The 22349-nt window shown below is 70.2% G+C and carries 20 protein-coding genes; 3 read left to right on the forward strand and 17 right to left on the reverse strand.

Annotated features, from left to right (window positions below; all coding sequences use genetic code 11):
* Positions 1 to 67 precede the first annotated feature (67 nt).
* The gene (locus tag AXE84_RS01165; RefSeq protein WP_010614712.1) at positions 68 to 823 is read right to left on the reverse strand and encodes a TIGR00730 family Rossman fold protein; all 756 of its coding nucleotides are present in this window, start codon (positions 821 to 823) and stop codon (positions 68 to 70) included.
* Between the two features lie 301 nt (positions 824 to 1124).
* Here AXE84_RS01165 and AXE84_RS01170 point away from each other — a divergent pair, with 301 nt between their 5' ends.
* Positions 1125 to 2864, forward strand: a complete 1740-nt coding sequence (locus tag AXE84_RS01170; RefSeq protein ID WP_060956542.1) for a phospho-sugar mutase — start codon at positions 1125 to 1127, stop codon at positions 2862 to 2864.
* Positions 2865 to 2928: 64 nt separating this feature from the next.
* On the opposite strand, the gene AXE84_RS01175 is transcribed toward AXE84_RS01170, so the two are convergent.
* From AXE84_RS01175 to AXE84_RS01250, 16 genes are all read right to left on the reverse strand, one after another.
* Entirely contained in the window at positions 2929 to 3819 is an 891-nt protein-coding gene (locus tag AXE84_RS01175; RefSeq protein WP_060956543.1) for a metal ABC transporter permease, read from the reverse strand.
* Positions 3816 to 4874 (reverse strand): metal ABC transporter permease, encoded by a 1059-nt coding sequence (locus AXE84_RS01180; RefSeq protein WP_060956544.1) that lies wholly within the window; start codon positions 4872 to 4874, stop codon positions 3816 to 3818. Before AXE84_RS01180 ends, AXE84_RS01175 begins: the two co-directional genes overlap by 4 nt.
* Complete coding sequence (locus AXE84_RS01185) at positions 4871 to 5698, reverse strand: metal ABC transporter ATP-binding protein (protein WP_060956545.1); 828 nt, start codon at positions 5696 to 5698, stop codon at positions 4871 to 4873. Before AXE84_RS01185 ends, AXE84_RS01180 begins: the two co-directional genes overlap by 4 nt.
* Before the next feature lie 8 nt (positions 5699 to 5706).
* Positions 5707 to 6891 (reverse strand): metal ABC transporter substrate-binding protein, encoded by a 1185-nt coding sequence (locus AXE84_RS01190; RefSeq protein WP_060956546.1) that lies wholly within the window; start codon positions 6889 to 6891, stop codon positions 5707 to 5709.
* Positions 6892 to 7045: 154 nt separating this feature from the next.
* Positions 7046 to 7699 carry a deoxyribose-phosphate aldolase gene (deoC, locus tag AXE84_RS01195; protein WP_060956547.1) on the reverse strand — a complete coding sequence of 218 codons (654 nt, stop codon included), beginning with the start codon at positions 7697 to 7699 and terminating at the stop codon, positions 7046 to 7048.
* A gap of 86 nt (positions 7700 to 7785) precedes the next feature.
* Entirely contained in the window at positions 7786 to 8118 is a 333-nt protein-coding gene (locus AXE84_RS01200; protein ID WP_080553338.1) for a VOC family protein, read from the reverse strand.
* A gap of 47 nt (positions 8119 to 8165) precedes the next feature.
* Positions 8166 to 8975: a hypothetical protein gene (locus tag AXE84_RS01205; protein WP_060956548.1), complete on the reverse strand. Its 810-nt coding sequence runs from the start codon at positions 8973 to 8975 to the stop codon at positions 8166 to 8168.
* On the reverse strand, positions 8972 to 10318 hold the full coding sequence (locus AXE84_RS01210) for a thymidine phosphorylase (protein WP_060956549.1): 1347 nt from the start codon (positions 10316 to 10318) through the stop codon (positions 8972 to 8974). The genes AXE84_RS01205 and AXE84_RS01210 overlap by 4 nt, the downstream gene beginning before the upstream one ends.
* 40 nt (positions 10319 to 10358) lie before the next feature.
* Positions 10359 to 10793, reverse strand: coding sequence for a cytidine deaminase (locus tag AXE84_RS01215; RefSeq protein WP_060956550.1), 435 nt, complete (start codon positions 10791 to 10793; stop codon positions 10359 to 10361).
* Entirely contained in the window at positions 10790 to 12082 is a 1293-nt protein-coding gene (locus AXE84_RS01220; RefSeq protein WP_060956551.1) for an ABC transporter permease, read from the reverse strand. Before AXE84_RS01220 ends, AXE84_RS01215 begins: the two co-directional genes overlap by 4 nt.
* Before the next feature lie 3 nt (positions 12083 to 12085).
* Positions 12086 to 13405, reverse strand: a complete 1320-nt coding sequence (locus AXE84_RS01225; RefSeq protein WP_060956552.1) for an ABC transporter permease — start codon at positions 13403 to 13405, stop codon at positions 12086 to 12088.
* Entirely contained in the window at positions 13402 to 14931 is a 1530-nt protein-coding gene (locus AXE84_RS01230) for an ABC transporter ATP-binding protein (protein ID WP_060956553.1), read from the reverse strand. The genes AXE84_RS01225 and AXE84_RS01230 overlap by 4 nt, the downstream gene beginning before the upstream one ends.
* Before the next feature lie 57 nt (positions 14932 to 14988).
* The gene (locus tag AXE84_RS01235) at positions 14989 to 16089 is read right to left on the reverse strand and encodes a BMP family lipoprotein (RefSeq protein WP_060956554.1); all 1101 of its coding nucleotides are present in this window, start codon (positions 16087 to 16089) and stop codon (positions 14989 to 14991) included.
* Positions 16090 to 16881: 792 nt separating this feature from the next.
* The gene (locus tag AXE84_RS01240) at positions 16882 to 18111 is read right to left on the reverse strand and encodes a mannose-1-phosphate guanylyltransferase (RefSeq protein ID WP_060956555.1); all 1230 of its coding nucleotides are present in this window, start codon (positions 18109 to 18111) and stop codon (positions 16882 to 16884) included.
* Between the two features lie 66 nt (positions 18112 to 18177).
* Positions 18178 to 19200, reverse strand: a complete 1023-nt coding sequence (locus AXE84_RS01245; RefSeq protein ID WP_060956556.1) for a YihY/virulence factor BrkB family protein — start codon at positions 19198 to 19200, stop codon at positions 18178 to 18180.
* Complete coding sequence (locus AXE84_RS01250) at positions 19197 to 19859, reverse strand: 2'-5' RNA ligase family protein (protein WP_060956557.1); 663 nt, start codon at positions 19857 to 19859, stop codon at positions 19197 to 19199. The genes AXE84_RS01245 and AXE84_RS01250 overlap by 4 nt, the downstream gene beginning before the upstream one ends.
* Before the next feature lie 313 nt (positions 19860 to 20172).
* Here AXE84_RS01250 and AXE84_RS01255 point away from each other — a divergent pair, with 313 nt between their 5' ends.
* Together AXE84_RS01255 and galK are read left to right on the forward strand one after the other, a co-directional pair.
* Positions 20173 to 20970 (forward strand): DeoR/GlpR family DNA-binding transcription regulator, encoded by a 798-nt coding sequence (locus AXE84_RS01255; protein ID WP_060958096.1) that lies wholly within the window; start codon positions 20173 to 20175, stop codon positions 20968 to 20970.
* 73 nt (positions 20971 to 21043) lie between these two features.
* Positions 21044 to 22330, forward strand: coding sequence for a galactokinase (gene galK, locus AXE84_RS01260; RefSeq protein WP_060956558.1), 1287 nt, complete (start codon positions 21044 to 21046; stop codon positions 22328 to 22330).
* The last annotated feature ends 19 nt before the right edge of the window (positions 22331 to 22349 follow it).

Raw genomic sequence — 22349 nt, forward strand, 5'->3', positions numbered from 1 at the left:
GCGCGACCTGTCATATTCTACGACATTCAAGGTGCAACGTTCGAGGATGGGCCCGCCATGACGCGACTCACGCCCCCGCCCGGCCGTCGCGCAGCCGACGGGCCGCGCTGACCACGTAGTCCACAGCCTCCTCGGCATCGTCGACGACGTGCAGCAGGTCGGGGTCGCTGGCAGAGATCATGCCGCGCTCGATCATCGTGGTGCGCAGCCACTCCAGCAGCCCACCCCAGTAACCGCTGTCCACCAGGACGATGGGGAAGGAGGAGATCTTCTGAGTCTGAACCAGAGTGAGGGCCTCGAAGAGCTCGTCGAGGGTCCCCATCCCGCCGGGCATGACGACGAAGCCGTCGGAGTACTTGACGAACATGGTCTTGCGGGCGAAGAAGTAGCGGAAGTTGACCCCGAGATCGACGTACTCGTTCATGCCCTGCTCGTGGGGCAGCTCGATGCCCAGGCCCACTGAGGTCCCGCCGGCCTCATGGCACCCACGGTTGGCGGCCTCCATCATGCCCGGGCCGCCTCCGGTGATGACGGCGTAGCCGGCGCGCGCCAGCCCGGCGCCGACCTCCATGGCCATGCGATAGGTAGGGTCCTCGGGTTTGGTGCGTGCCGAGCCGAAGACGCTGATGGCCGGCCCCAGCTCCGCCAAGGCTCCGAAGCCCTCGACGAACTCCGCCTGGATGCGCATGACCCGCCACGGGTCGGCGTGGAGCCAGTCGGCGTCGGCGTCACTGCTCAGCAGTCGCGCGTCGGTAGTCTGGGTGGGGATCTGGGTGCCGCGCAGCACCACTGGCCCCTTGCGGTAGGACTCGCGTGTACTCATGCGGCCATGATCCCCTATTCCTGTCGAGGCGGCGATGTGTTCGAAGGCAGGAGAAGAGGACACACGAAGGACAAAAGTCCCAGAAATTCATCCCCGCCACACCCACACCTTTCTCACCAGCATCTCATCTCTCAGAACTCTCAAAACAAACCCGAATTATACCGCCAATTTAATTCAAGACATCTTATCTTCAGGGGCTCTCCGTCACCCTGGTGACTGAATTCTCCTTGTGTTTGGAAACACCAGTGAGGAGCGTCATTGTGAGCGTTTCCAGAAGTTATCGCGCGGTACCGTCGCAGATATGACCCGAGGCCCTGAAGATGTGTACGACGACGTTGCCGTGGACGCGTGGATCCAGGACGATCCGGATCCCGTCACCCGCGCCGAGCTCACTGAGCTGCTGAGCGCCGCCCGCTCTCATGGCGAGCAGGCCCAGGCGGCTCGCAGGGCACTCAGCGACGCCTTCAGCGGCACCCTCGCCTTCGGCACGGCCGGCCTACGAGGCCGTCTGGGCGGCGGCCCCAACCGGATGAACCGGGTCGTCGTCATCCGCGCCGCGGCGGGGCTGTCCGCTTACCTCAAGGACCGTCTCGGTGAGGGCTTCAGCGTCGTCATCGGCTACGACGCCCGCCACAACTCCGAGCAGTTCGCCCTCGATACGGCCGCGGTCGTCACCGGTGCGGGCGGTCGGGCCATTCTCTTCGAGTCGCACTGCCCGACCCCCGTGCTCGCCTTCGCGCTGCGGCGCCTGGAGGCCGACGCCGGCGTCATGGTGACGGCCTCGCACAACCCTCCGCAGGACAACGGCTACAAGGTCTACCTGGGCGGGAGGGCCGTGACCGACTCAGGTCAGGGGGCCCAGATCGTTCCCCCCTATGACAGCCAGATCGCTGCGGCGATCGACGCCGTCGGCCCGGTCAGTTCCGTGCCCCGCCCGCAGTCGGGCTGGGAGACGGTCGACCCGGAGATCCGGGAGGAGTACATCGAGCGGGCCGCTCAGGCGGCTCGGATGACGGCCCCCGCCCCGGTGAAGATCGTGTTGACGGCGATGCACGGCGTGGGTGGGGCCACGTGCCGTGAGGTGCTCGCGCGAGCCGGGTTCACCGACGTCGTCGAGGTGGCTGAACAGTTCGAGCCGGATCCGGACTTCCCGACGGTGGCCTTCCCCAACCCGGAGGAGCCCGGGGCGCTGGACCTGGCGCTGGACAAGGCCCGGCAGGTCGAGGCGGACCTGGTGATCGCCAACGATCCCGATGCGGATCGTTGCTCCGCCGCCATCCCGGACGAGGACGCTCCCGGCGGCTGGCGTCAGCTGACGGGCGATGAGGTCGGCGCGCTCCTGGGTGAGCAGGCCGCCGAGCTGGCCGCTTTCGCCGGCAACGGGGTCCTGGCCTGTTCCGTGGTCTCCTCCCGCCTGCTGCGCCGGATCGCCCAGTCCCACGGCTTGGGCTTCCGCCGCACCCTGACGGGCTTCAAGTGGATCAGCCGTGAGCCAGGCCTGGTCTTCGGCTACGAGGAGGCCCTGGGCTACTGCGTCGATCCTGCCGCGGTGCGGGACAAGGACGGCATCTCCGCCTCCGTGCGGTTGGCGGTGCTGACCTCCGTGCTCAAGCAGCAGGGCCGGACCTTGCAGGATCTGCTCGACCGGCTCGCGCGGGAGCACGGGCTGCACGCCACGAGCCCGTTGAGCATGCGGGTCGAGGACCTTGACATCATCACCAGCACCATGGAGCGTCTGCGTTCGGGCGGGGCACCGGCCAAGCTCGCCGGTTCCCCGATCACCAAGACGGTGGATCTGCTCGACGGCATCTCGGACGGCAACGGCGGCACCCTTCCCCCCACGAACGGCCTGGTGTGGGTGACGGCCTCGGATGACCGGGTGGTCGTGCGACCCTCAGGGACCGAGCCCAAGCTCAAGTGCTACTGCGAGGTGATTCTGCCGACGAATGACACTCCAGTGGCCCAGGTGCGGGAGGCGGCCGCTGAGCGCCTGGAGGCCATCAAGGCCGACCTGCGCGGCATTCTGGGGATCGCTGCCTGAACAACCCCCATTGCATGCCTGGCTCCGGCGTCGCCGGGAGCGCCCGCGCAGGATCGGCGCAGGCTCAGCCCCGGCGTAGCAGCGGCACTCGCACCCAGGCACCGCGCGTCGCGGCCCAGTGGAGCAGGGCTGAGACCAGGTAGACCACTCCACAGGCCACGGCGATGACTCCGCCTGCGGACAGGTTCAGCTGCACTGCGATCAACAGCCCGGCCAGGGACGTCGCCGCACCGAGAATCGGGGCGCCGATCAGCAGCCGGCTCATGGTGCGCGTCCACGGCGCCAGCGCGGCCGCGGGCGCGGCGATGAGCGCGATGGGCAGAATCGTGCCGACGGCGGGAACGAGCATCACGATGGTCAGGGTAATCATGACCATGACGGTCCCCTCGGCCCAGGCGGGCTTCAGACCGCTGGCGCGGTATCCCAGCGGGTCGAAGCTGTAGAAGGTGAGGAACCGCCCGGCCACCGCGAGCACGAGGACCGTCAGCGCCAGGACGGCGCCGACGGCAATGACATCGACGCGATTGACGTTGAGCACGGATCCGGCCAGGAAGGAGTCCACCTTGATCGGCAGCGGGGCGAACCACTTATTGAGGAAGTAGCCCAGAGCGAATCCGAAGGTGAGGACGACGCCGGCGGCCGACTGGGAGGAGATTCCGGGGACCTGGGAGAGGCGCCGCATGAGCCAGATCATCGGCAGGCACATGAAGGCGGCTCCCACCAGCACCAGCGCCGACAGGAGGGTGAAGTCGGCGCGCTGACCGAGGACCACCCGCGAAAACCAGGCGGCGGTGACCACGCCGACGATCGCTCCGGGGAAGGTCGCGTGAGTGAGTGACTCGGTGAAGAAGATCCGGCGATGAACCAGTGCAAGCGCCCCCACGAGCCCGGCCAACAGCCCCATGAGAAGGACCTCAATGATGGGCAGCAGGAGGATGTCGAACCCGATTCTCATACCCGACTCCTCTTGGCCGTCGGGGTCACGCCTCTCCCCGAGCCCTCCGGCCCCCCGATGGGATTGGCACTGGCCTTCGCACCTACCGTCGTCGAGGTCGCCCCAGCTGTTGCGGACTGCGCCGAGCCGGCCCGCCGAGCCGGCCCGCGCAGCCTTTCGCGCGCGGTTGAGACGCTGACGGCAATTAGGAGGATCCCGGTCATCACCAGGGCCACGGTGGCCTGCGGGGAGATGGGCTTGTCGGAGGTCTCGGGTAGGGCCATGAGCAGCATGCCCAGGTATCCCCCGCCCACACCCACGGCGATGGCGACCAGGACCATGGTGCGTACCCGGGAGGCGAGGACGCGCGCCGTCGCACCGGGGATGACGAGGTAGCCGATGACCAGGAGGATCCCCACCGCCGTCGAGGCGGAGACCACCGCGGCAGCGATGGCGGTGTTGAGGACCAGGTCCAGTGCGAGGAGTCTCAGCCCGGAGGCGCGGGCGCCGGTGCGGTCGAAGGCGTAGGCCACCTGCTCCTTCCAGGTCGCCGCAATGAGCAGCAGTGCGACGGCGCACACGATGAGCGCCTGGGCGAGGCGCGCATCAGTGACCTCCAGGAGGCGGCCGAACATGAGGGCCTCGAGCTGGCCGGACATGTCGCCCTTGGCCAGGGACAGGATGAGCCCGACGGAGAAGAAGCTGGTGAGGACGACGGCGGTGCCGGCCTCGGAGGCCTCCCCCCGATGCGAACGGTGCGAGACGATGGTCAGCACCACGGCCGCGGCGACGGCGACGACGGAGGCCGCCGGGATGATTGCGTCGATCCCCCAGTAGACGGCGCCGGCGACGATCCCGGGGAAGACTGCGTGGACCATGGCCTCGGCGCTGAACTCGGCGCTGCGCAGGTTGACGATGACACCGATGACGCCGGCGACGACGCCCAGAAGCACCACCATCACCAGGGGGCGGAAGAGGAAGGGGTACGTCGCCAGCACTGTGAGCCCGGGGATGTTGAGGGCCGCCAGGCGCAGCTGCTCGAGGGCCTGGCTGAAGAGCGTCATCGCCTCACTCATGACGGCTCCTGCGTGCCCGCGCCGGAACGGAGTCCCAGCAGCCGGGTGGTGCCGTGGCCGCCGTAGGCCTCGTCGATGTAGCGGGCCACGAGCACGTCGTCGCGCGGGCCGAAGGCGATCTGCCGTCCGGCCAGGAGGGCCGCCTGCTCGCAGGTCTCCTGGGCCAGAACGAGATCGTGGGTGGAGATGACCAGGGAGATGCCCTGGTCCTTGAGGTCAGTGATGATGGACAGCAGGGCGTCCCGGTTGGGCTGGTCCAGGCCGTTGAAGGGCTCATCGAGGAGGATGAGGCGGGGCCGGGCGGCCACGCAGCGGGCCACGAGGACGCGCTGCTGCTGGCCGCCGGACAGGGTGCCGAAGCGCCTGTCGGCGCGGTCGGCCAGACCCACGCTCTCAAGGGCCTCCAGCGCCCGACGACGGGCCTCGGCACCGGGGCGCCGCAGGATGCCGAGCTGGGAGTACATGCCCATCTGGACCACCTCCCGCACGGTGACGGGGAAGGTGGGGTCGAGGTCGCTGAGCTGAGGAACGTATCCGACGGACCCCCGTGGCGCTCTGCCCGGTGCCGCCCCGTTGACACGCACCCGGCCTCGGCTGACGGTCACCATGCCGAGCAGGGCCCGCATGAGTGTCGTCTTGCCCGAGCCGTTGGGACCCACGAGGGCGAGGGCCTGCCCGGCCGGGACCCGACCAGTGACACCGGTGAGCACGGTGGAGGAGCCGTAGGAGAAGGAGGCGTCCTCCAGGGTGACGACTGGTTCGGCAGCAGCGGTCAGGGTGGTCGGGGAGGTCATCGCGGGAGTGCGATCACGGGGGTCTGTCATACGGTTCCTCACTTGACGTCGGAGGCCTTGGGGCTCCACTGGGCGAGGTCGGCAGGAATCTCGGTGACCGTGCCGCCCCAGGCCTTGGTGAGGTTGGAGACGTTGTGGAGGATGGAGCCGATGTAGGTCTCGCCGTCGGATCCGGGGGTCCCCAGGGAGTCACCGTAGAGGGCCTCATCACCGATGACCGCCTTGACTCCGGCGACCTCGGCGACCTTCTGGATGGACTTGGGGTTGTTGGAGTTCTCAGCGAAGATGGCCACGGCTCCGGAGGACTTGACCTTGTCCGCGGTCTGCTGGATCTTGTCTGCGGTGGCGTCCTGCTGGGCGTTGAAGTCGGACAGGGCGGCCCCCTCGAACTTCACGCCGAACTCCTTGCTGAAGTAGCCGAAGGCGTCGTGGCTGGTGAACAGGACCCGCTTGTCCTGGGGCACCGAGTTGAGGGAGCCGGCAGCCCACTCGTCGAGCTTTTTGAGCTTGGCGACGTAGGCGTCCACGTGGCTGCGGAAGACACCGGCCTGGTCGGGGGCGGCCTTCTCCAGGGCGGCGCCGATGTTGGTGACCTGGACGATGGCGTTCTTCGGTGAGGTCCACACGTGCGGGTCGAAGCGGAACTCGGGTTCGCTCTCACCCTCCTCCGGCGGGAAGGGCCACTTGGCGACCTCGACCTTGGCACTGCCCCGGTCGACCTTGTAGGGCTTGGCCTCCTCCTTCTTCTTCTGGGCGGCCAGGTCGTCGACGTCGGCGGCCCCGGCGACCCCGGAGGTCACCACCATGGTGCCCTTGAAGCCGGTGGAGTCGACGGCGGAGTCCAGGAAGTGCTCGAGGTCGACGCCGGAGATGAAGAAGAGATCCGCCTCGGACAAGGCCTTGGACTGGGCCGTGGTCATGTCGTGCTCATGCGCTGAGGCGTTGGGGGCCAGCAGGCAGGTGAGCGTGAGGTGGGACGTGGCCTTGGCTGCGTCGGCTCCGAAGTGCTGGGTCTTGCCGTCCGCGCCGGTGCGGTCGAAGGAGAGATCACTGGAGGCGTCGCCGCTGGCGAGCTGGGTGATGTAGTCGCAGATCTGCGTCGTGGAGGCGACTGCCTTGACCGTCCCCGCGGCGCCGGCCGAGGTCGAGCTGTGACCACAGGCAGCCAGGGCGGGAGCGGACAGGGCGAGGCAGGCAAGCGCCGCGGCGCTGCGGCGACTCATACTGGGGATGGTTCTCATAGAGCCGAGTATAGTTTCGGAGACCCGAAACTTGGCAAGTTGAGGCGATCCTTCCTGCTGCATACCGAAGGGGACGACGACGGGCCCGGCTGCTATGCCGGGCCCGTCCGTGAGGTGCGGTGACGCACGGTTACTTTCAGTCCGCCAGCCCCTCCAGGACGGCGGCGCTGGCGGACAGGCCCAGGCGGTTGGCTCCGGCCTCGACCATGGCCAGGGCGTCGGCGGCGGTGCGGATGCCGCCGGAGGCCTTGACGCCGAGGCGGTCTCCCACGGTGGCGCGCATGAGGGCGACGGCGTGGGTGGAGGCTCCGCCGGCGGGGTGGAAACCGGTGGAGGTCTTGACGAAGTCGGCCCCGGCGGCCTCGGCAACGCGGCAGGTGGAGACGATCTCCTCATCGGTGAGGGCGGCGGACTCGATGATGACCTTGAGGACGGCGCCCCGGCAGGCCTCGCGCACGCCGCGGATGTCGGCCTCGACGGCGTCGGCGTCGCCTTCCTTGACGAGGCGGAGGTTGACGACCATGTCGATCTCCTCGGCGCCCTTGGCCAGGGCGTCGGCGGCCTCAGCGGCCTTGACGGAGGTGGCGTGGGCGCCGGAGGGGAAGCCGCAAACGGTGGCCACGTGCAGGTCGTCAGGTACGTCCACCGGCAGGAGGCTCGGGGAGACGCACACGCTGTAGGTGTTCAGGTCCGCAGCCTCGGCGATGAGCGCATTGACCTGGGCGGTGGTGGCCTCGGGCTTGAGGAGAGTGTGGTCGATGAGGCGGGCGATCCGGGCGCGCGTGGTCATGGGGATCCTTTCACGAGAGTTCATCCATCATGGACCGACCCGCCTCATGCGGCAAAGCACCACGCGATGCACCTTCAGTGCTGGAATCACAGATGAGACAGGACGTTCACGATGTTTCCGTCCGCATCCCGGAAGAAGAAACGACGCACTCCCCACTCCTCCACAGCGAGGTCATGCACGATCTCCCAGCCGTTCTCCCGAGCGATCCGGTAGGCATCATCCAGATCATCCACCTCGATGGAGACCGCCGGGTTGACCGGAGCAGTGGGATCAGAGGCGATCAAACTGATTTGGATGGAACGATCCCCTGGCGGGGACAGGGTGGCGATCCAGCCATGATTCATGACCACCTCCATCCCGGTGAGGCGACGATACGCTTCAATGGCAGCATCAAGATCGCGCACAGTGATGAGTGGCATGGCTCGCCGTGTCGACATGGATATCACTCCCACACAACTGGTACTCGTCATGGATTGTTTTCGGGCGCGATGACGGCGAGGACGCGGGGCCAGTTGCCGAGCTCGCGAGGGCCGGGGCGGTGCGGATCGCGCGAGGCGGTCAGGTCGAGGGGGCGCACGGCGCCGCTGGAGGGCTCGTAGATGTGTGCGCTCCCCTCACCGGGGTCGTCCTGCCCGATGGTCTGCCAGGGCAGGGCCAGGACGTAGTGGCGGGGCAAGGCCGGGGTGCGTGCCAGGGACGTGCGCAGCCTCGTCCTCGCCGTGGGCTCACCCTCGGCGTCGGCGTCGAGGACGAGCGGGCCGCCGGTGACCAGAATGACCGGGAGTCCGCCTGCCAGCACCTCACGGATCGAGGCGACCTCACCGCCCCAGGCGGGGCCGTGGTCGCTCACCCACCTCACCGTGTAACGACGGCGCCCGCCACCCGGCGTGCAGGTGCGCACGATCTCGGTCATCTGCCGGGCCACGGACCAGGGCGTGGAGCCCAGCGCCTTCGGCCAGGGCAGGACCCCCAGGCCGTGGACATTCATGGCCCGCTGGAGACGCACCTGCTGGCGGGACAGGACGGACATCAGCTGCTTGCCCTCCCGGCCGGGTGGCGAGGCCGTCACCTCCTGGGCGAGGTCGTCCGTCACAGCTGCGCGCTCGCCAGGCGCCAGGAGCAGGCGGGCGGCCAGGAGGCAGGTGGGCCCGCAGGTGGTGGCGTCGGTCTGGGTCAGGGTGATGGCCTGGCCCGCCTGGGTGAGGCGGCCCACTCGCAGCCGGGAGTTGACGGCTCGGGCGACGATGGCGGGCTCCATCTGCCGGGGCGTGGTCATCCGATGCGCTCCAGGATGACGCCGCGCTGACGGCGGGCCACGGCGTCGGCCGCTTCCGGCGATCCGGCCTCGGAGATGACGATGCCACCGGCGAGCGCCTCCCGGGCGCGGGTGAAGCGCTCGGGGGTGGCGGTGTGCAGGGTGAGCAGCGGTTGGCCGGCGCGTACCTCGTCGCCCGGTTTGGCGTGCATGGTGACGCCGGCGACGGCCTGGACCGGGTCCTCCTTGCGGGCCCGCCCGGCCCCGAGGCGCCAGGCGGCCACCCCGACCGCGAGGGCGTCCAAGGTGGTGAGGACCCCGTCGGCCGGGGCAGTGACGGTCTCGGTCTCCGGGGCGAGGGGCAGGGGTGCGTCCGGGTCGCCTCCCTGGCGGGAGATCATGTCGCGCCAGATGTCCATGGCGCGCCCGTCGGCCAGGGCGGCTCGGGCCTGGTCCTCCTCGACGGGTCTGCCGGCGGCGGCGCACATCTCCAGGGCCAGGGCCACGGTGAGGTCGACGACGTCGGCCGGTCCCCCGCCGGCGAGCACCTCGAGGGACTCGGCGACCTCGAGGGCGTTGCCTGCGGTGAGCCCGAGCGGGGTGGACATGTCGGTGAGCAGGGCGCGGGTGGTCACGCCGGCGTCGGTGCCCAGGGCCACCATGGTGGAGGCGAGTTCGCGGGCCTGGCCGATCTCTTTCATGAAGGCGCCGGAGCCGACCTTGACGTCCAGGACGAGGGCGCCGGTGCCCTCGGCGATCTTCTTGGACATGATCGAGGAGGCGATGAGGGGGACGCAGGAGACGGTGGCGGTGGTGTCGCGCAGGGCGTAGAGGCGCTTGTCGGCGGGGGCCAGTCCCGCCCCGGCGGCGCAGATGACGGCGCCGGGGCCGTCGGCATCGAGCATCGTCGCGATCTCCTCGCCCGTGAGGTCAGCCCGCCAGCCGGGGATGGACTCCAGCTTGTCCAGGGTGCCGCCGGTGTGCCCGAGGCCGCGTCCGGACAGCTGGGGGACGCTCACGCCGAAGACGGCCACGAGCGGCGCCAGCGGCAGGGTGATCTTGTCCCCCACTCCCCCAGTGGAGTGCTTGTCTGCCGTGGGGCGGGTCAGGCCGGAGAAGTCCATGCGCTCCCCGGAGGCGATCATGGCGTCGGTCCAGCGCGCGATCTCGGCCCGGCTCATGCCGCGCAGGTAGATGGCCATGGCCAGGGCGCTCATCTGCTCCTCGGCGACGGCGCCGCGGGTGTAGGCCTCCACGACCCAGTCGATCTGGGCGTCGGTCAGGGCGGCGCCGTCGCGCTTGGCGGCGATGACGTCGACGGCGTCGAAGGGCTCGACGGCCGGCGGTGCGGCGGGGACGGTCACGGGGTTTCTCCTCCATCTGTGGCTGCTGGTCAGCCGGCCCTCAGCTCTGCGGGCCGACGACGCGTTCGACGTCGTCGGCGGTGAAGCGGTCGGGCAGGACCTCGTCGATGCTCATCATCCCCGAGGGCATAGCCAGCACCATACCGTCGGCGGCGTGCTCGCTCAGGAGCTGGCGACAGCGCCCGCACGGCGCCAGGGCCCGGCCGTGGGCGTCCACGCAGGCGAAGGCGACCAGGCGCCCTCCTCCGGTGCGGGTAAGCTCGGAGACGAGGCCGCACTCGGCGCACAGGGTGACGCCGTAGCCGGCGTTCTCCACGTTGCATCCCGAGACGAGTCGGCCGTCGTCGACCAGGGCGGCGGCCCCGACCTTGAAGCGGGAGTAGGGGGCGTAGGCGTGGGTCATGGCCTCCACGGCGAGCTCGTGCAGGGCCTGCCAGTGGGCGTCGGTCAGTTCGGTGGGCGCGATGCTGCTCACGGGTAGGGCACCCCCTCGGCGGCCGGGGCACGCACCTTGCCCACGAATCCGGCCACCGCCAGGATCGTGACGATGTAGGGGATCATGGAGATGATGTCCGGTGAGACCGAGCTGCCGATGACCGGCAGGGTCTGGGCCACGGAGGTGGCGAAGCCGAAGAGCAGGGCCGCCCCCAGGGAGCCCAGGGGCCGCCAGGCGCCCAGGATCATGGCGGCCAGGGCGATGTAGCCGTTGCCGGCGGTCATGTCGTTCTCGAAGGACAGGCCCGAGCCGACGGTGAAGAAGGCCCCTCCCAGTCCCGCGAGCGCCCCGGCCAGGGCCAGGTTGGCCACGCGGGTGCGCATGACGTTGATGCCGACGGTGTCGGCGGCCTTGGGGTGCTCACCGCAGGCCCGCAGCCTCAGCCCCCACCGGGAACGGAACAGCATGACGGACAGGACCGCCACGGCCGCGTACATGAGGTAGACGAGGATCGTCTGGCGGAAGAGGACCGGCCCGATGATCGGGATCCGGGACAGCAACGGCACCGCCAGGGTGGGCAGGCGCAGGGCCCGGTTGAGGCTGGGGCTGGAGGATAGGAAGGTGGAGAACAGGAAGCCGGTGAGCCCGGAGACCAGGACGTTGAGGACGACACCGACGACGATCTGGTTGACCCGGTAGCGCAGGCCGAACAGGGCCAGCAGGAGGGCCACGAGGACTCCGGCCACGGGGGCGGCCAGGATCCCCACCCAGGGGTTGGAGCAGGCCGAGGCGACGACGGCCCCCAGGAAGGCCCCGCCCAGGAGCTGGCCCTCGATGGCGATGTTGATGGTGCCCGAGCGCTCCCCGATGATCCCGGCCAGTGAGCCGTAGACGAGGGGGACGCTCAGTCCCAGCGCGGAGGACAGGATGGTCACCAGGGGGATGACGCCGCGGCTTCCGGCCCCGGCCCAGGCCAGGAAGGCCAGGACGAATCCGACGCCGATGAGGACGGCGGCCCAGGTGGGGATCCTGCGGCGGCGCCGGGAGCGGTCGAAGGCGACGGCGGTGGCCGCCGCGACGATCACGGCGGCGGTGAGGATGATCAGGCGCGCGTTGAGCTCGGGGGCCCCGAGCCGGAAGAGGTCGGAGGAGGCGGTCAGGTCGAAGGTGGTCGAGCCGCGGGCCCCCAGAGCCATGAGCCCCTGCAGGAGGAGCACGACGGCGCCGGTGATCGGGATCTTCAGATCCATGGGCGCCGCCGTCGCGGGCGCGGAGGCATCCGGTGCGGTTACGGCGTGAGAGTCGGCAGAAGCGGTTGATGCGCTCATGGCTCAGGCCTCCTTCGCGGCGGGAGCGGCCGGGGCTGCGGCCGGCACTGAGGCGGGGGACGGATCGGTGCCACCGAGTGGCTCTCGGCGCTCCGGGAGCCGGAAGATGGCCCGGATCAGGGGCGGCGCGGCGATGAACAGCACGATCGTGGACTGCAGGACCATGACGATCTTGATGTGGGTTCCCGGGGCCGCCTGCATGGCAGTCCCACCGGCGCGCAGCGCCCCGAAAAGCAGGCCGGCCAGCACGGTCCCCAGGGGGCGGGAGCGTCCCAGGAGTGCCACCGTGATGGCGTCGAAGCCGATAGTGCCCACGACGGACTCGTCCATGCTCTTCTGGGTGCCCAGGACCGGCGCGGTGGCGGCCAGCCCGCACAGGGCGCCGGAGATCATCATGACCAGGCTCGTCACCCAGGGAACGCTCATGCCGGCGGTGCGGGCGGCGTCGGCGTTGAGGCCGGTGGCCCGCAGCTGGAAGCCGAGGCGGGAGCGCTCCATGAGCCACCACACGGCCACGGCGACCAGCAGGGCCAGGAGGAAACCGGCGTGGAGGCGGAAGGAGTCACCGGCCAGCCAGGGGTACTGGGCGGTATCCGCCACGGTCAGGGACTTGCGGTTGCCGGTCTCCCCCTCGCCGTTGAAGGCCTTGAGGCTGAGCACCTGGGAGAGCAGGTGGGCGGCGATGGAGTTGAGCATGATCGTCACGATCACCTCGTTGGCGCCGGTGCGTGCCTTGAGGACGCCGGCGATGCCGCCCCACACCAGCCCTCCCAGACCCGCCCCGACGACGGCGACGAGCAGGTGGGCCATCGTGGGCAGGTTCCAGGCGATGCCCACGTAGCAGGCGGTGATCGCCCCGAGGATCATCTGCCCCTGGCCGCCGATGTTGAACAGGCCGGCTCGGAAGGCCACCGCCATGCCGAGCCCGGCGATGATGAGCGGGGTGGCGTTGGTCAGGGTGTCGGTGATGGGGCGGATCATGCGCACGCCCGTGGTGGCGCGCCAGTCGAAGACGGCGCCGCGCAGCAGGGAGCTGTAGGCCTCGCTCAGGGTGGAGGCGGTGGCGTGGAGGAAGTCGCCGGGGCGGTTGAGCAGGTAGGTGGCGGTGTAGCGCACCTCGGAGTCGGCCGCGAGGATGAGGATCGAGCTGAGGATCAGGGCGGTCAGAACCGCGAGCAGCCCGACGACGGCCGGTGAGGAGACGACCTGCCGCAGCAGGGCGGCCTGGCCGCTCGGGCCGTGCTTGGTCTGCTCCTCGGGGTGGTCCTCGGACGGGGGCGTCGGGCTCGCTTCGGTGCTGGAGCCGGTGGTGGGAGTGCTCATCGTGTCTGCTCCTGAGGGTCGAGGGCCTGCTCGGCGGGGGTGCCGGCCATCATGAGGCCCAGGGCGTCGCGGGCGGTGTCGGCGGGGACAATGCCGACGATCCGTCCGCGGTACATGACGGCGATGCGGTCGGCCAGGGCGTAGATCTCATCGAGCTCGGAGGAGATGATGAGGACGGCGGTGCCGGTATCCCGCTCGGCGACGATGCGCTGGTGGACGAACTCGATGGAGCCCACGTCCAGGCCTCGGGTGGGCTGAGAGGCGACGAGGACCTTGAGGGGCCGGGAGAGCTCACGGGCGAGGATGGCCTTCTGCTGGTTGCCTCCCGAGAGGGTGGAGATGGCGTCGTCGACGTCGGTGACGCGCACGTCGAACTCCTCGCGCATCCGGTGGGCGGCGTGGCGCACGCGCGTCGGGGACAGTGACGGGCCTCGCCCCAGGGAGGGGTCGTCGTAGCGGTCCAGGACCATGTTCTCGGCGACGGAGAGCTCGGCGACCATGCCGTCGGTGGTGCGGTCCTCGGGCACGAAGCCCAGTCCGGCTCGCAGGCGGCGGCGCACCGTGTGGCGGGTGACGTCCTGACCGTCGAAGGCGATGGAGCCGGTGGTGGGCGCTCGCAGCCCGAGGATGACCTCGCTCAGCTCGGTCTGGCCGTTGCCCTGGACGCCGGCAATGGCGAGGATTTCGCCGGCGCGCACGTGCAGGTCGATGTCCTCAAGCAGGGTGGTGCCGCCCTCGATGAGGCTGATGCCCTCCAGGGCGAGCCCGTCGCCTGCGGGGTCGGCCGGGGGCTTGTCGACGGTCAAGGAGACGTCGTGGCCGACCATGAGGCCGGCGAGCTCGGCGGCCGAGGCGGTGGGCTCGGCGGTGCCGACGACGCGGCCGCGGCGGATGACGGTGATGGTGTCGGCGACCTCGCGGATCTCGCGCAGCTTGTGGGTGATGAAGACGATGGAGGTGCCCGAGGCCTTGAGCTCGCGCATGATGGTGATGAGCTCGTCGGTCTCCTGCGGGGTGAGCACGGCGGTGGGCTCGTCGAGGATGAGGACCTTGGCGTCTCTGGCCAGGGCCTTGATGATCTCCACGCGCTGCTGGACGCCCACGGGCAGATCCTCGATGAGGCCGTGGGGGTCGACGTCGAAGCCGAAGCGGCGGGAGATCTCGGTGACCTTGGCGGCGGCGGCGCCGGTGTTGATGAGCCCCAGCGACCCGACCGGCTCGTAGCCCAGGGCGACGGACTCGGCCACGGTGAAGACGGGCACGAGCATGAAGTGCTGGTGGACCATGCCGATGCCGGCGGCCACGGCGTCGCCCGGCCCGGAGAAGGTGACGGGCTCGTCGTCGATGAGGATCTCTCCGGCGTCGGGCTGGTGGAGGCCGTAGAGGACGTTCATGAGCGTGGACTTGCCCGCGCCGTTCTCGCCCAGGAGGGCGTGGATCTGGCCGGGTTCGACGGTTAAGTCGATATGGTCGTTGGCCACGAGCGGCCCGAAGGCCTTCGTGATCCCGCGCAGCTCAAGCTTCACAACAGGCTCGCTTCCGGGTGGCGGTGGAGGCTCGGGGCGCCGGCCCCGGCCGGGCGGTCAGGAGGGGTCGTAGGGGGTGGAGACGTCGAGGGACCCGTCGATGATCTGGCCTCGCAGCTCCTCGAGCCTGGCCTTGACCGGCGCCGGCACCCGAGAGTCGAAGTCGTGGAAGGGTGCGGCGGCCACCCCGTTGTTCTTGAGGGTTCCGATGTAGGGCTCGGAGGAGAATCTCCCCTCGGAGGCGTTCTTGACGGTGTCGAAGACCGAGTTGCCGATCTCCTTGACCACGGAGGTCATGATGATGCTGCCGTCACCGGAGGAGGTGTAGCCGTCGGAGTCGACCCAGATGACGGCGTTGGTGCCCCCGGCGTCGTTCTTCTGGCGCACGGAGGACAGCGTGCCCTGGCCGACGGGGCCGGCCACCGGCATGATGATGTCCGCGCCCTGGGAAATGAACTGCTCGGTGATGGCCTGGCCCTTGGCGGCGTCGGTGAAGTTGCCGACGAAGGATCCGCCCTTGCCGGTGGTGGTGTCCCAGCCCTTGACCTGGACCTGGGCGCCGGTGTCCTGGTTGTAGCGGGCCACGCCCTTGGCGAAGCCGTCCATGAAAATCTGGACGGTGGGCAGGGGCTTGCCGCCGTAGGTGCCCACGACCCCGGTGCGGGAGGTACCGGCGGCGGCGTATCCGGCCAGGTAGGCGGCCTCGGCCGTCTTGAACAGCAGCGGCTTGGTGTTGGGCAGGGTGGCGGGCTTGCCGTCGGCGCCGATGAAGGAGGCGTCGATGAGGGCGAACTGGATGTCGGGGTTGGCCTTGGCCGACTCGGTCAGGTCGGCGGCGATGTTGAAGCCGACGCCGATGACGAGCTTGCAGTTCTGCTGAATGAGCGCGTAGATGTTGGTGGCGTAGTCGGCCGAGTTCTCCGACTGCACGGCAATGGTCTTGACTCCCAGCTCCTTGCCGGCCCGGTCCAGGCCCTTCTTGCCGGACTCGTTGAAGGAGTGGTCGTCGAATCCGCCCTCGTCGGAGAGCATGCAGGCGGTGAAGTTCTTGGCTCCCTCCAGGTTGCGGGCGGGCCGCTGGGCCGGTGGCGTCCCGCAGGCGGCCAGGGCCAGGGCCACGGCCGCGCCGAGCGTCATCGCGGAGCAGGCCTTCTTCATGGAAACCTCCGTGGTTCTCACGTGCGACGGGGGACACATTCGAGTGTCAAGGATAGGCGAGAACCTCCCATTCTCACACCACGTGTTCCACCGGGATGAGCACGTGATCGTCGTGGATTCAATGAGGGGCCCGGCACCCGAGGGCTGTCTTCTTCCGGCGCCGGGCCCTCAAAGGGCCGGCTGACCGACCCCGATTGCCGCTGCGTGCCCTACCGACAGGGGCGGCGAGGCTGCTCGCGGCAGATCGGGTGGCGTCCGGCGTCGTCTGGTCGCAATGCACGAGGCCCGGGTGCTACTGGAGGAAGGATGGGGGTACTCCAGGTAGGGAGGGCCTTCGTGCAGTACGCACAAGCCTTGGCCAGTGGCTCCCGCCCCTCGTGGAGTAGGGGCGGCTCTCACAAGCCCCGGGCCGGAGCCGACGTCGGACCACAACCTCCAGGCCCCGATCAGGAGTTGAGCGGGGCCAGTGGGGTCGAACCTGGGGTGAGGGCGTCGGGCTGCGCCGCGAGAACCCCGCTGAGCCGACGCCGAAGGCAGCCCAGTGTCCACAGCGCTGACATTAGCGAACCCGCTGCGGAAGTGCCCGGTGAGGATCGTTGGAATTCCGCGGTTTGTCCTCGGCGTGCGGCGCCAGAGCGGAGCTAATGTCAGCGCCATGGACATTGGCGAGACGCCGGACCTCTTCCATCGACCCACCATTGCCTTCGGGGCGGCCAGCCATACCCGGAATCACGCCCGCGTGGGCGTTTCAGAAGTCGAGGGGACAAGACGGTCCCCGGTGCAGTGGTTCGGCTAGAGCAGGTCCTCTCGACCGGCCGCCTTGAGGGCGTCGACGACGCTCTTGACGTCCTGGGCGTGCTCGGGGGTGGTGACCAGGAGGGCGTCGGGCGTGTCGACGACGACGGTGCCCGGCACTCCCAGGAGCACCACCGTGCGTCCGGAGGAGGAGGCGATGAGGGCGCCCTCGGAGTCGAGGGCCCGGATCTCTGCGCGCGGGGCGGCGTCGCTGGCAGTGCCGGTGCCGTCGGTGTCGTCAGTGTCGTCGGTGTCGTCGGTGTCGTCGAGCACTCTGGCACCGGTGGCCGGACCCTGGGTGCGGGGCGGGACGAGGTCGGTCAGGGCGTCGAAGCCGCCGACGTCGTTCCAGCCCATGGAGACCGGCACGGTTGCCACTCCCCCGGCGGCGGCCACCGGCTCGGCGATGGCGTGGTCGATGGCGATCTTCTCCAGGGCGGGCCAGCGCTCGGCCAGGACCTCCTCGCGCTCGGGGGCGTCCCAGACGGCGGCGATGGCCTCGATGCCCTGGGCCAGCTGGGGCCTGAGCTCGGCGAGGTGGTCCAGGAGGACGCCGGCGCGGACCACGAACATGCCGGCGTTCCAGCGGTAGTCGCCGGTGGCCAGGTAGGCGGCGGCGGTGTTGGCGTCGGGCTTCTCGGTGAAGCCCAGGACCCGGCGTCCGTCGGGGGCCCCGGGCACGTCGGTGGGGTCGCCGGCGTGGATGTAGCCGAAGGCGGTCGAGGGGCCGGTGGCCGCGATCCCGATGGTGACCACCCAGCCCTGCTCGGCCAGGCGGGCGGCCTGGCGGACGGCGTCGGCGAAGGCTGCCCGGTCGGCCACGGTGTGGTCGGCGGCGAAGGAGCCGACGACGGCGTCTCGTCCGTGGCGGTGGGCGATGACGGCGGCGGCCAGGCCGATGGCCGCCATGGAGTCGCGCGGGGAGGGCTCGGCCAGGAGGTTGTCGCGCGGGATGCTCGGGAGCTGGTCGGCCACGGCGGCGATGTGGGCGACGCCGGTGACGACCGTGGTGGTGGCGGTCAGTGGGGCCAGGCGCTCAACGGTGTCCTGCAGGAGGCTGCGGCCGGCCCCGGTGAGGTCGAGGAGGAACTTGGGGCGCCGGCGTCGGCTGAGCGGCCACAGCCGGGTGCCCGCACCTCCGGCGGGAATGATGGCGTGAATGGCCGGCGCCGAGCTGTCGGGCTGTACGGCGCGATCGGGCTTGCCAGAAATCTCAGTCACCGCCACAGGCTATCGTCCCGGCCCGCCGCCTGTTCACCAGGTCTGGCTCAGGGCAGCACCGGGACCCGGCCTTCACGGGATCGGCACCGGGGGGACGTAGTCGGGGTGCGCCGTCGGGTCCGCCTCGAGGCTGCCGGTGATGGACTGGCGGGGCCAGGTCAGGGTCGCGGGCACGGAGAGGGTCACGTAGTTGGGGCGCTCGTGGGCGTGGACCTCGTTGGGGTGGTCGACGTCGCGGGGCAGCGGCGGGTTGGCCATCCAGGCCGCCACGAGCAGCACGACGCGGCTGGTCAGGTGCAGCCACAGGATGAGGACGGCGATGGCCGCGAAGGAGGCCAGCAGCGGGTTGCGCGTCACCGAGCCGACCGCCCCGGTCCCCACCTGGCGCAGCACGCCCAGGGCGAAGGCGCCCAGCATGCAGCCCTGCAGCAGGTCGCGTCGGGGCGGGCGGATGCCGCACATGGTGATGAGGAGCGCCAGGACACCGGTGTCGATGAGGAAGGAGAGCAGGAGCGTCATCACCCACGCCCCGGTTCCGGTCAGCGACTGCGGCAGGCCCAGGGAGCGGCCGACACTGCCCGACAGTGTCGTCGTCACCACCGAGGCCACGGCCGTCACCAGCACTCCGGCCACGATGACGAGGAAGCCCGCGAGATTCGCCAGCTGCCCGACCACCGGCCTCATGACGGGATTGACCAGTCCGAACATGGCCCGCAAGGCGATCTTGAGAGTGCCCATGAGGCTGATGACGGAGTAGATGAAGGCCCCGGCAGCCAGCACCGATCCGAGGTTGAGTGCCGAGGGGAGGGTCAGCTGCTCGACCGAGACGAGTCCCCTGCCGTTGCCAGTGTCGATGACACCGGGCAGCAGAGAGTTGATGGAGTCCACGACGGCGGCCCGGATGGTGGGGTGCTGACCGAGCATCGCCATGAGCATGCTCACGCCGATGACGAGGACGGCGAAGACCGAGAACATGCCCGTGTAGGCGATTCCTCCGGCCATGAGCGCGCCGCGCGCCGTGCCGTAGCGGATCAGTGCCCGACCGACCCGCGAGCGCCGCCCGGCCTCCAGCAGTTTCTTGACGCGATCGATCATGCCGACACCGCCGGAGTCGTCGGAAGCACCGACACTGCGGGCGCCGCAGTGTCAGCGGAGGCGTCAGGGGCCAGGGAGCCCCCGAAGGCGAAGGCGGACACGACGTCCCAGCTCCCTTCCGAAGCCGGGCACCGGCCACCGCCGTGGCTGGCGGGCCGGCTGCGGTGGCGGTAGAGGTGAAGCTCGGTGACGGTGAAGTCCATGGTGAGGTCAGCTCCCTTTCTGGCTGCTGTGTCGAGGCCGTCCTCGGCGATCTCGTGGGCCAGGGTCACGTGCGGGTGGAAGGGGAAGCTGAGCGAACGAGCCAGGGGTCCCCGGCGGTCGCGCACCCGCACCTGAAGACGGTCGCACTCCTCGGCGCCGCTGCGCAGACCGAGGTAGACCACGGGGCTGACGGGCCGGAAGGTGCCGACCTCGTCCAGCCGCACCTCGAAGGGGCTCGTCCCGGCAGCCACGTTGCGCAGGTGCCGCTTGACCTCGTCGAGGGAGTCGACGTCGATGGCCGTGGGCGGCAGCAGCGTGATGTGGGGCGGCACGACCTCGGCCAGAGGATCCCCCGCGGCCTCCCGCACCGCCCTCACCTGGGCGGCGTAGTGGGAGGGCAGGGCGATGGCCACACCGATGACGCACTGGTGCGCGTCTGGTGCGGGGATCTGCATGACTCCTGGACTCCTACGGGATGACTGGTTGATCGGGCTGATGTGAGTTCCTGCGTCCGGAGAACGCATGACCACGAGGGTGACCCGAACACATTACCGTGTCACGCCCCTGTTATCCCAGCCGGGAGCGCGGCACGAGCGGGATAAGTGTGCCATGACCGACCGAACGGGTGGAACGGTCGCCCCGCCGCCGCCTGTGCGACTCTGTGCGGGAACGTGCGGACATGGCGTTTTCGACGTCGAGGTCTGGCAAACTGGGCCCATGCAACCCGGCCCCTCAGCCTCCGCCGTCGGATCGCCCCGCCCGGCCCCGATGCTCGCCCGTCAGCGCCAGGAGCACATCCTGGAACGGGTCGCGGCCACCGGCGGGGTTCGGGTGGCCGACGTCGTCGAGGAGCTGGGCATCTCGGAGATGACCGTGCGCCGTGACATCACCGAGCTGGTCACCCAGGGGCTGGTCGAGCGCGTCCACGGCGGGGCGGTGGCGGCCGGCCCCACCACCCTCGAGCCGCGATTCACCGCCAAGTCGACCCTCAACCTGGAGGCCAAGCGCCGCATCGGTCAGGCCGCGGCCGCCATGGTCCGCCCCGGGGACTCCCTGGCGCTGTCAGCCGGGACCACCACGCTGGCGCTCGCCCAGGCCCTGACCGAGCTGGAGCACTTCCCCACCCTGACCGTCATCACGAACTCGCTGCCCGCCGCGCAGGTGCTCTTCGACGCCGCCGACGCCGCCCGCGCCGAGAACCGCGACGCCCCCACGGCGGTCATCACCGGGGGTGAGCGCACGCCGTCGAACGCCCTGGTGGGGCTGGTGGCCATTGACGCACTGAGCACGATGCGTGTGGAGTGGGTCTTCCTGGGTGCCCACGGATTCACTCCCGAGGCCGGGCTCATGACCCCCAACCTGCAGGAGGCCTCCGCCAACCAGGCGCTGGTCGCTGCGGGGCGCACGGTGGTGGCCACGCTGGACTCCTCCAAGTGGGGGGTCCTGGGTCTGCGCTCCTTCTGCGCCACCCGAGACATCGGGGTCCTGGTGACCGAGGCCGAGCCCGACGCCGACGGCGTCGATGCGCTCAAGCAGGCCGGCACCCGACTGACCATCGCCACCTGACCCCGTCCCGCGGGCCTTTCCCTTCCACAGCCTGTCCGCTCACTCACAGAACAACCCACCACAGGAGAACACGATGACCAACGATGCTCCCGTCTTCGCACCTGCGCTGAGCCCCCAGGAGGGCGCCGAGGCCGCCACCGCCCTGTTCCGGGAGGTCTTCGAGGCCGAGCCCGACGGCGTCTGGTACGCCCCCGGGCGCGTCAACATCATTGGCGAGCACACTGACTACAACGGCGGCCTGGCTCTGCCCATCGCCCTGCCACACCGGGCGCACCTGGCGCTGCGGCGCCGCGAGGACCGCGTCGTGCGCCTGGTCTCCCCCCAGACCCGGGAGAAGGTCGACGTCATGGACCTCGACACGATCGGTCCGAAGGGAACCCCCGGGGAGGTGGCGCACTGGGCCTCCTACATCGCCGGCGTCGCCTGGTCCCTGGAGCGCGACGGCTTCGAGAACCTGCCCGGCTTCGACGCCGCACTCGTCTCCTGCGTGCCCCTGGGAGGCGGACTGTCCTCCTCGGCGGCCCTGGAGTGCTCGGCCGCCGTCGCCATTGACGAGGTCGCGCACCTGGGCCTGGCCGGGACTGCGCAGGAGCCCGACGACGCCGGGCGCGCCCGCCTGGTGACCAACTGCGTGCGCACGGAGAACGAGATGGCCGGGGCCCCCACCGGCGGCATGGACCAGTCGGCCTCCATGCGCTGCCGCGAGGGTCACGCCCTGGAGCTGGACTGCCGCGACGGCTCGGTGACCCACGTGCCCTTCGACCTGGCCGCCGAGGGCCTGGCCCTCCTGGTCATCGACACCAAGGCCAAGCACTCTCTGGACGATGGCCAGTACGGGGCCAGGCGAGCGGCCTGCGAGCGGGCCGCTGAGATCCTCGGGGTGGAGCTCCTGGCGGACATCGCGATCGACGACCTGCCCGGCGCCCTGGAGCGCCTCGCGGCCACCGACGGCGACGATGCCGACGATGCCGACGAGCTGGTCAAGCGCACCCGCCACGTTGTCACCGAGATCGACCGCACCCGCCGGCTCGTGGCGCTCCTGCAGGACGGGCAGCCCCTGCGCGGAGAGAAGCTCGCCGAGGCCGGCAGGCTCATGGACGCCTCGCACGAGTCACTGCGTGTGGACTACGAGTGCACCTGCCCCGAGCTGGACGTGGCCGTGGAGGCGGCCCGCGCCGCCGGCGCCCACGGGGCGCGCATGACCGGCGGCGGATTCGGCGGCTCGGCGATCGCCCTGGTGGACGCCGACACCGTCCACGACGTGGCCCGCGCCGTGGCCGAGGCCTACCAGCACGAGGGCTTCAACCCGCCGGCCTTCCTCGACGCGGTTCCCGCCGCCCCGGCCGGCAGGCTCGCCTGAGCGGCCCCGACGCACCGCT

The sequence above is a fragment of the Actinomyces oris genome (genome assembly GCF_001553935.1).
GTDB classification, from domain to species: domain Bacteria; phylum Actinomycetota; class Actinomycetes; order Actinomycetales; family Actinomycetaceae; genus Actinomyces; species Actinomyces oris_A.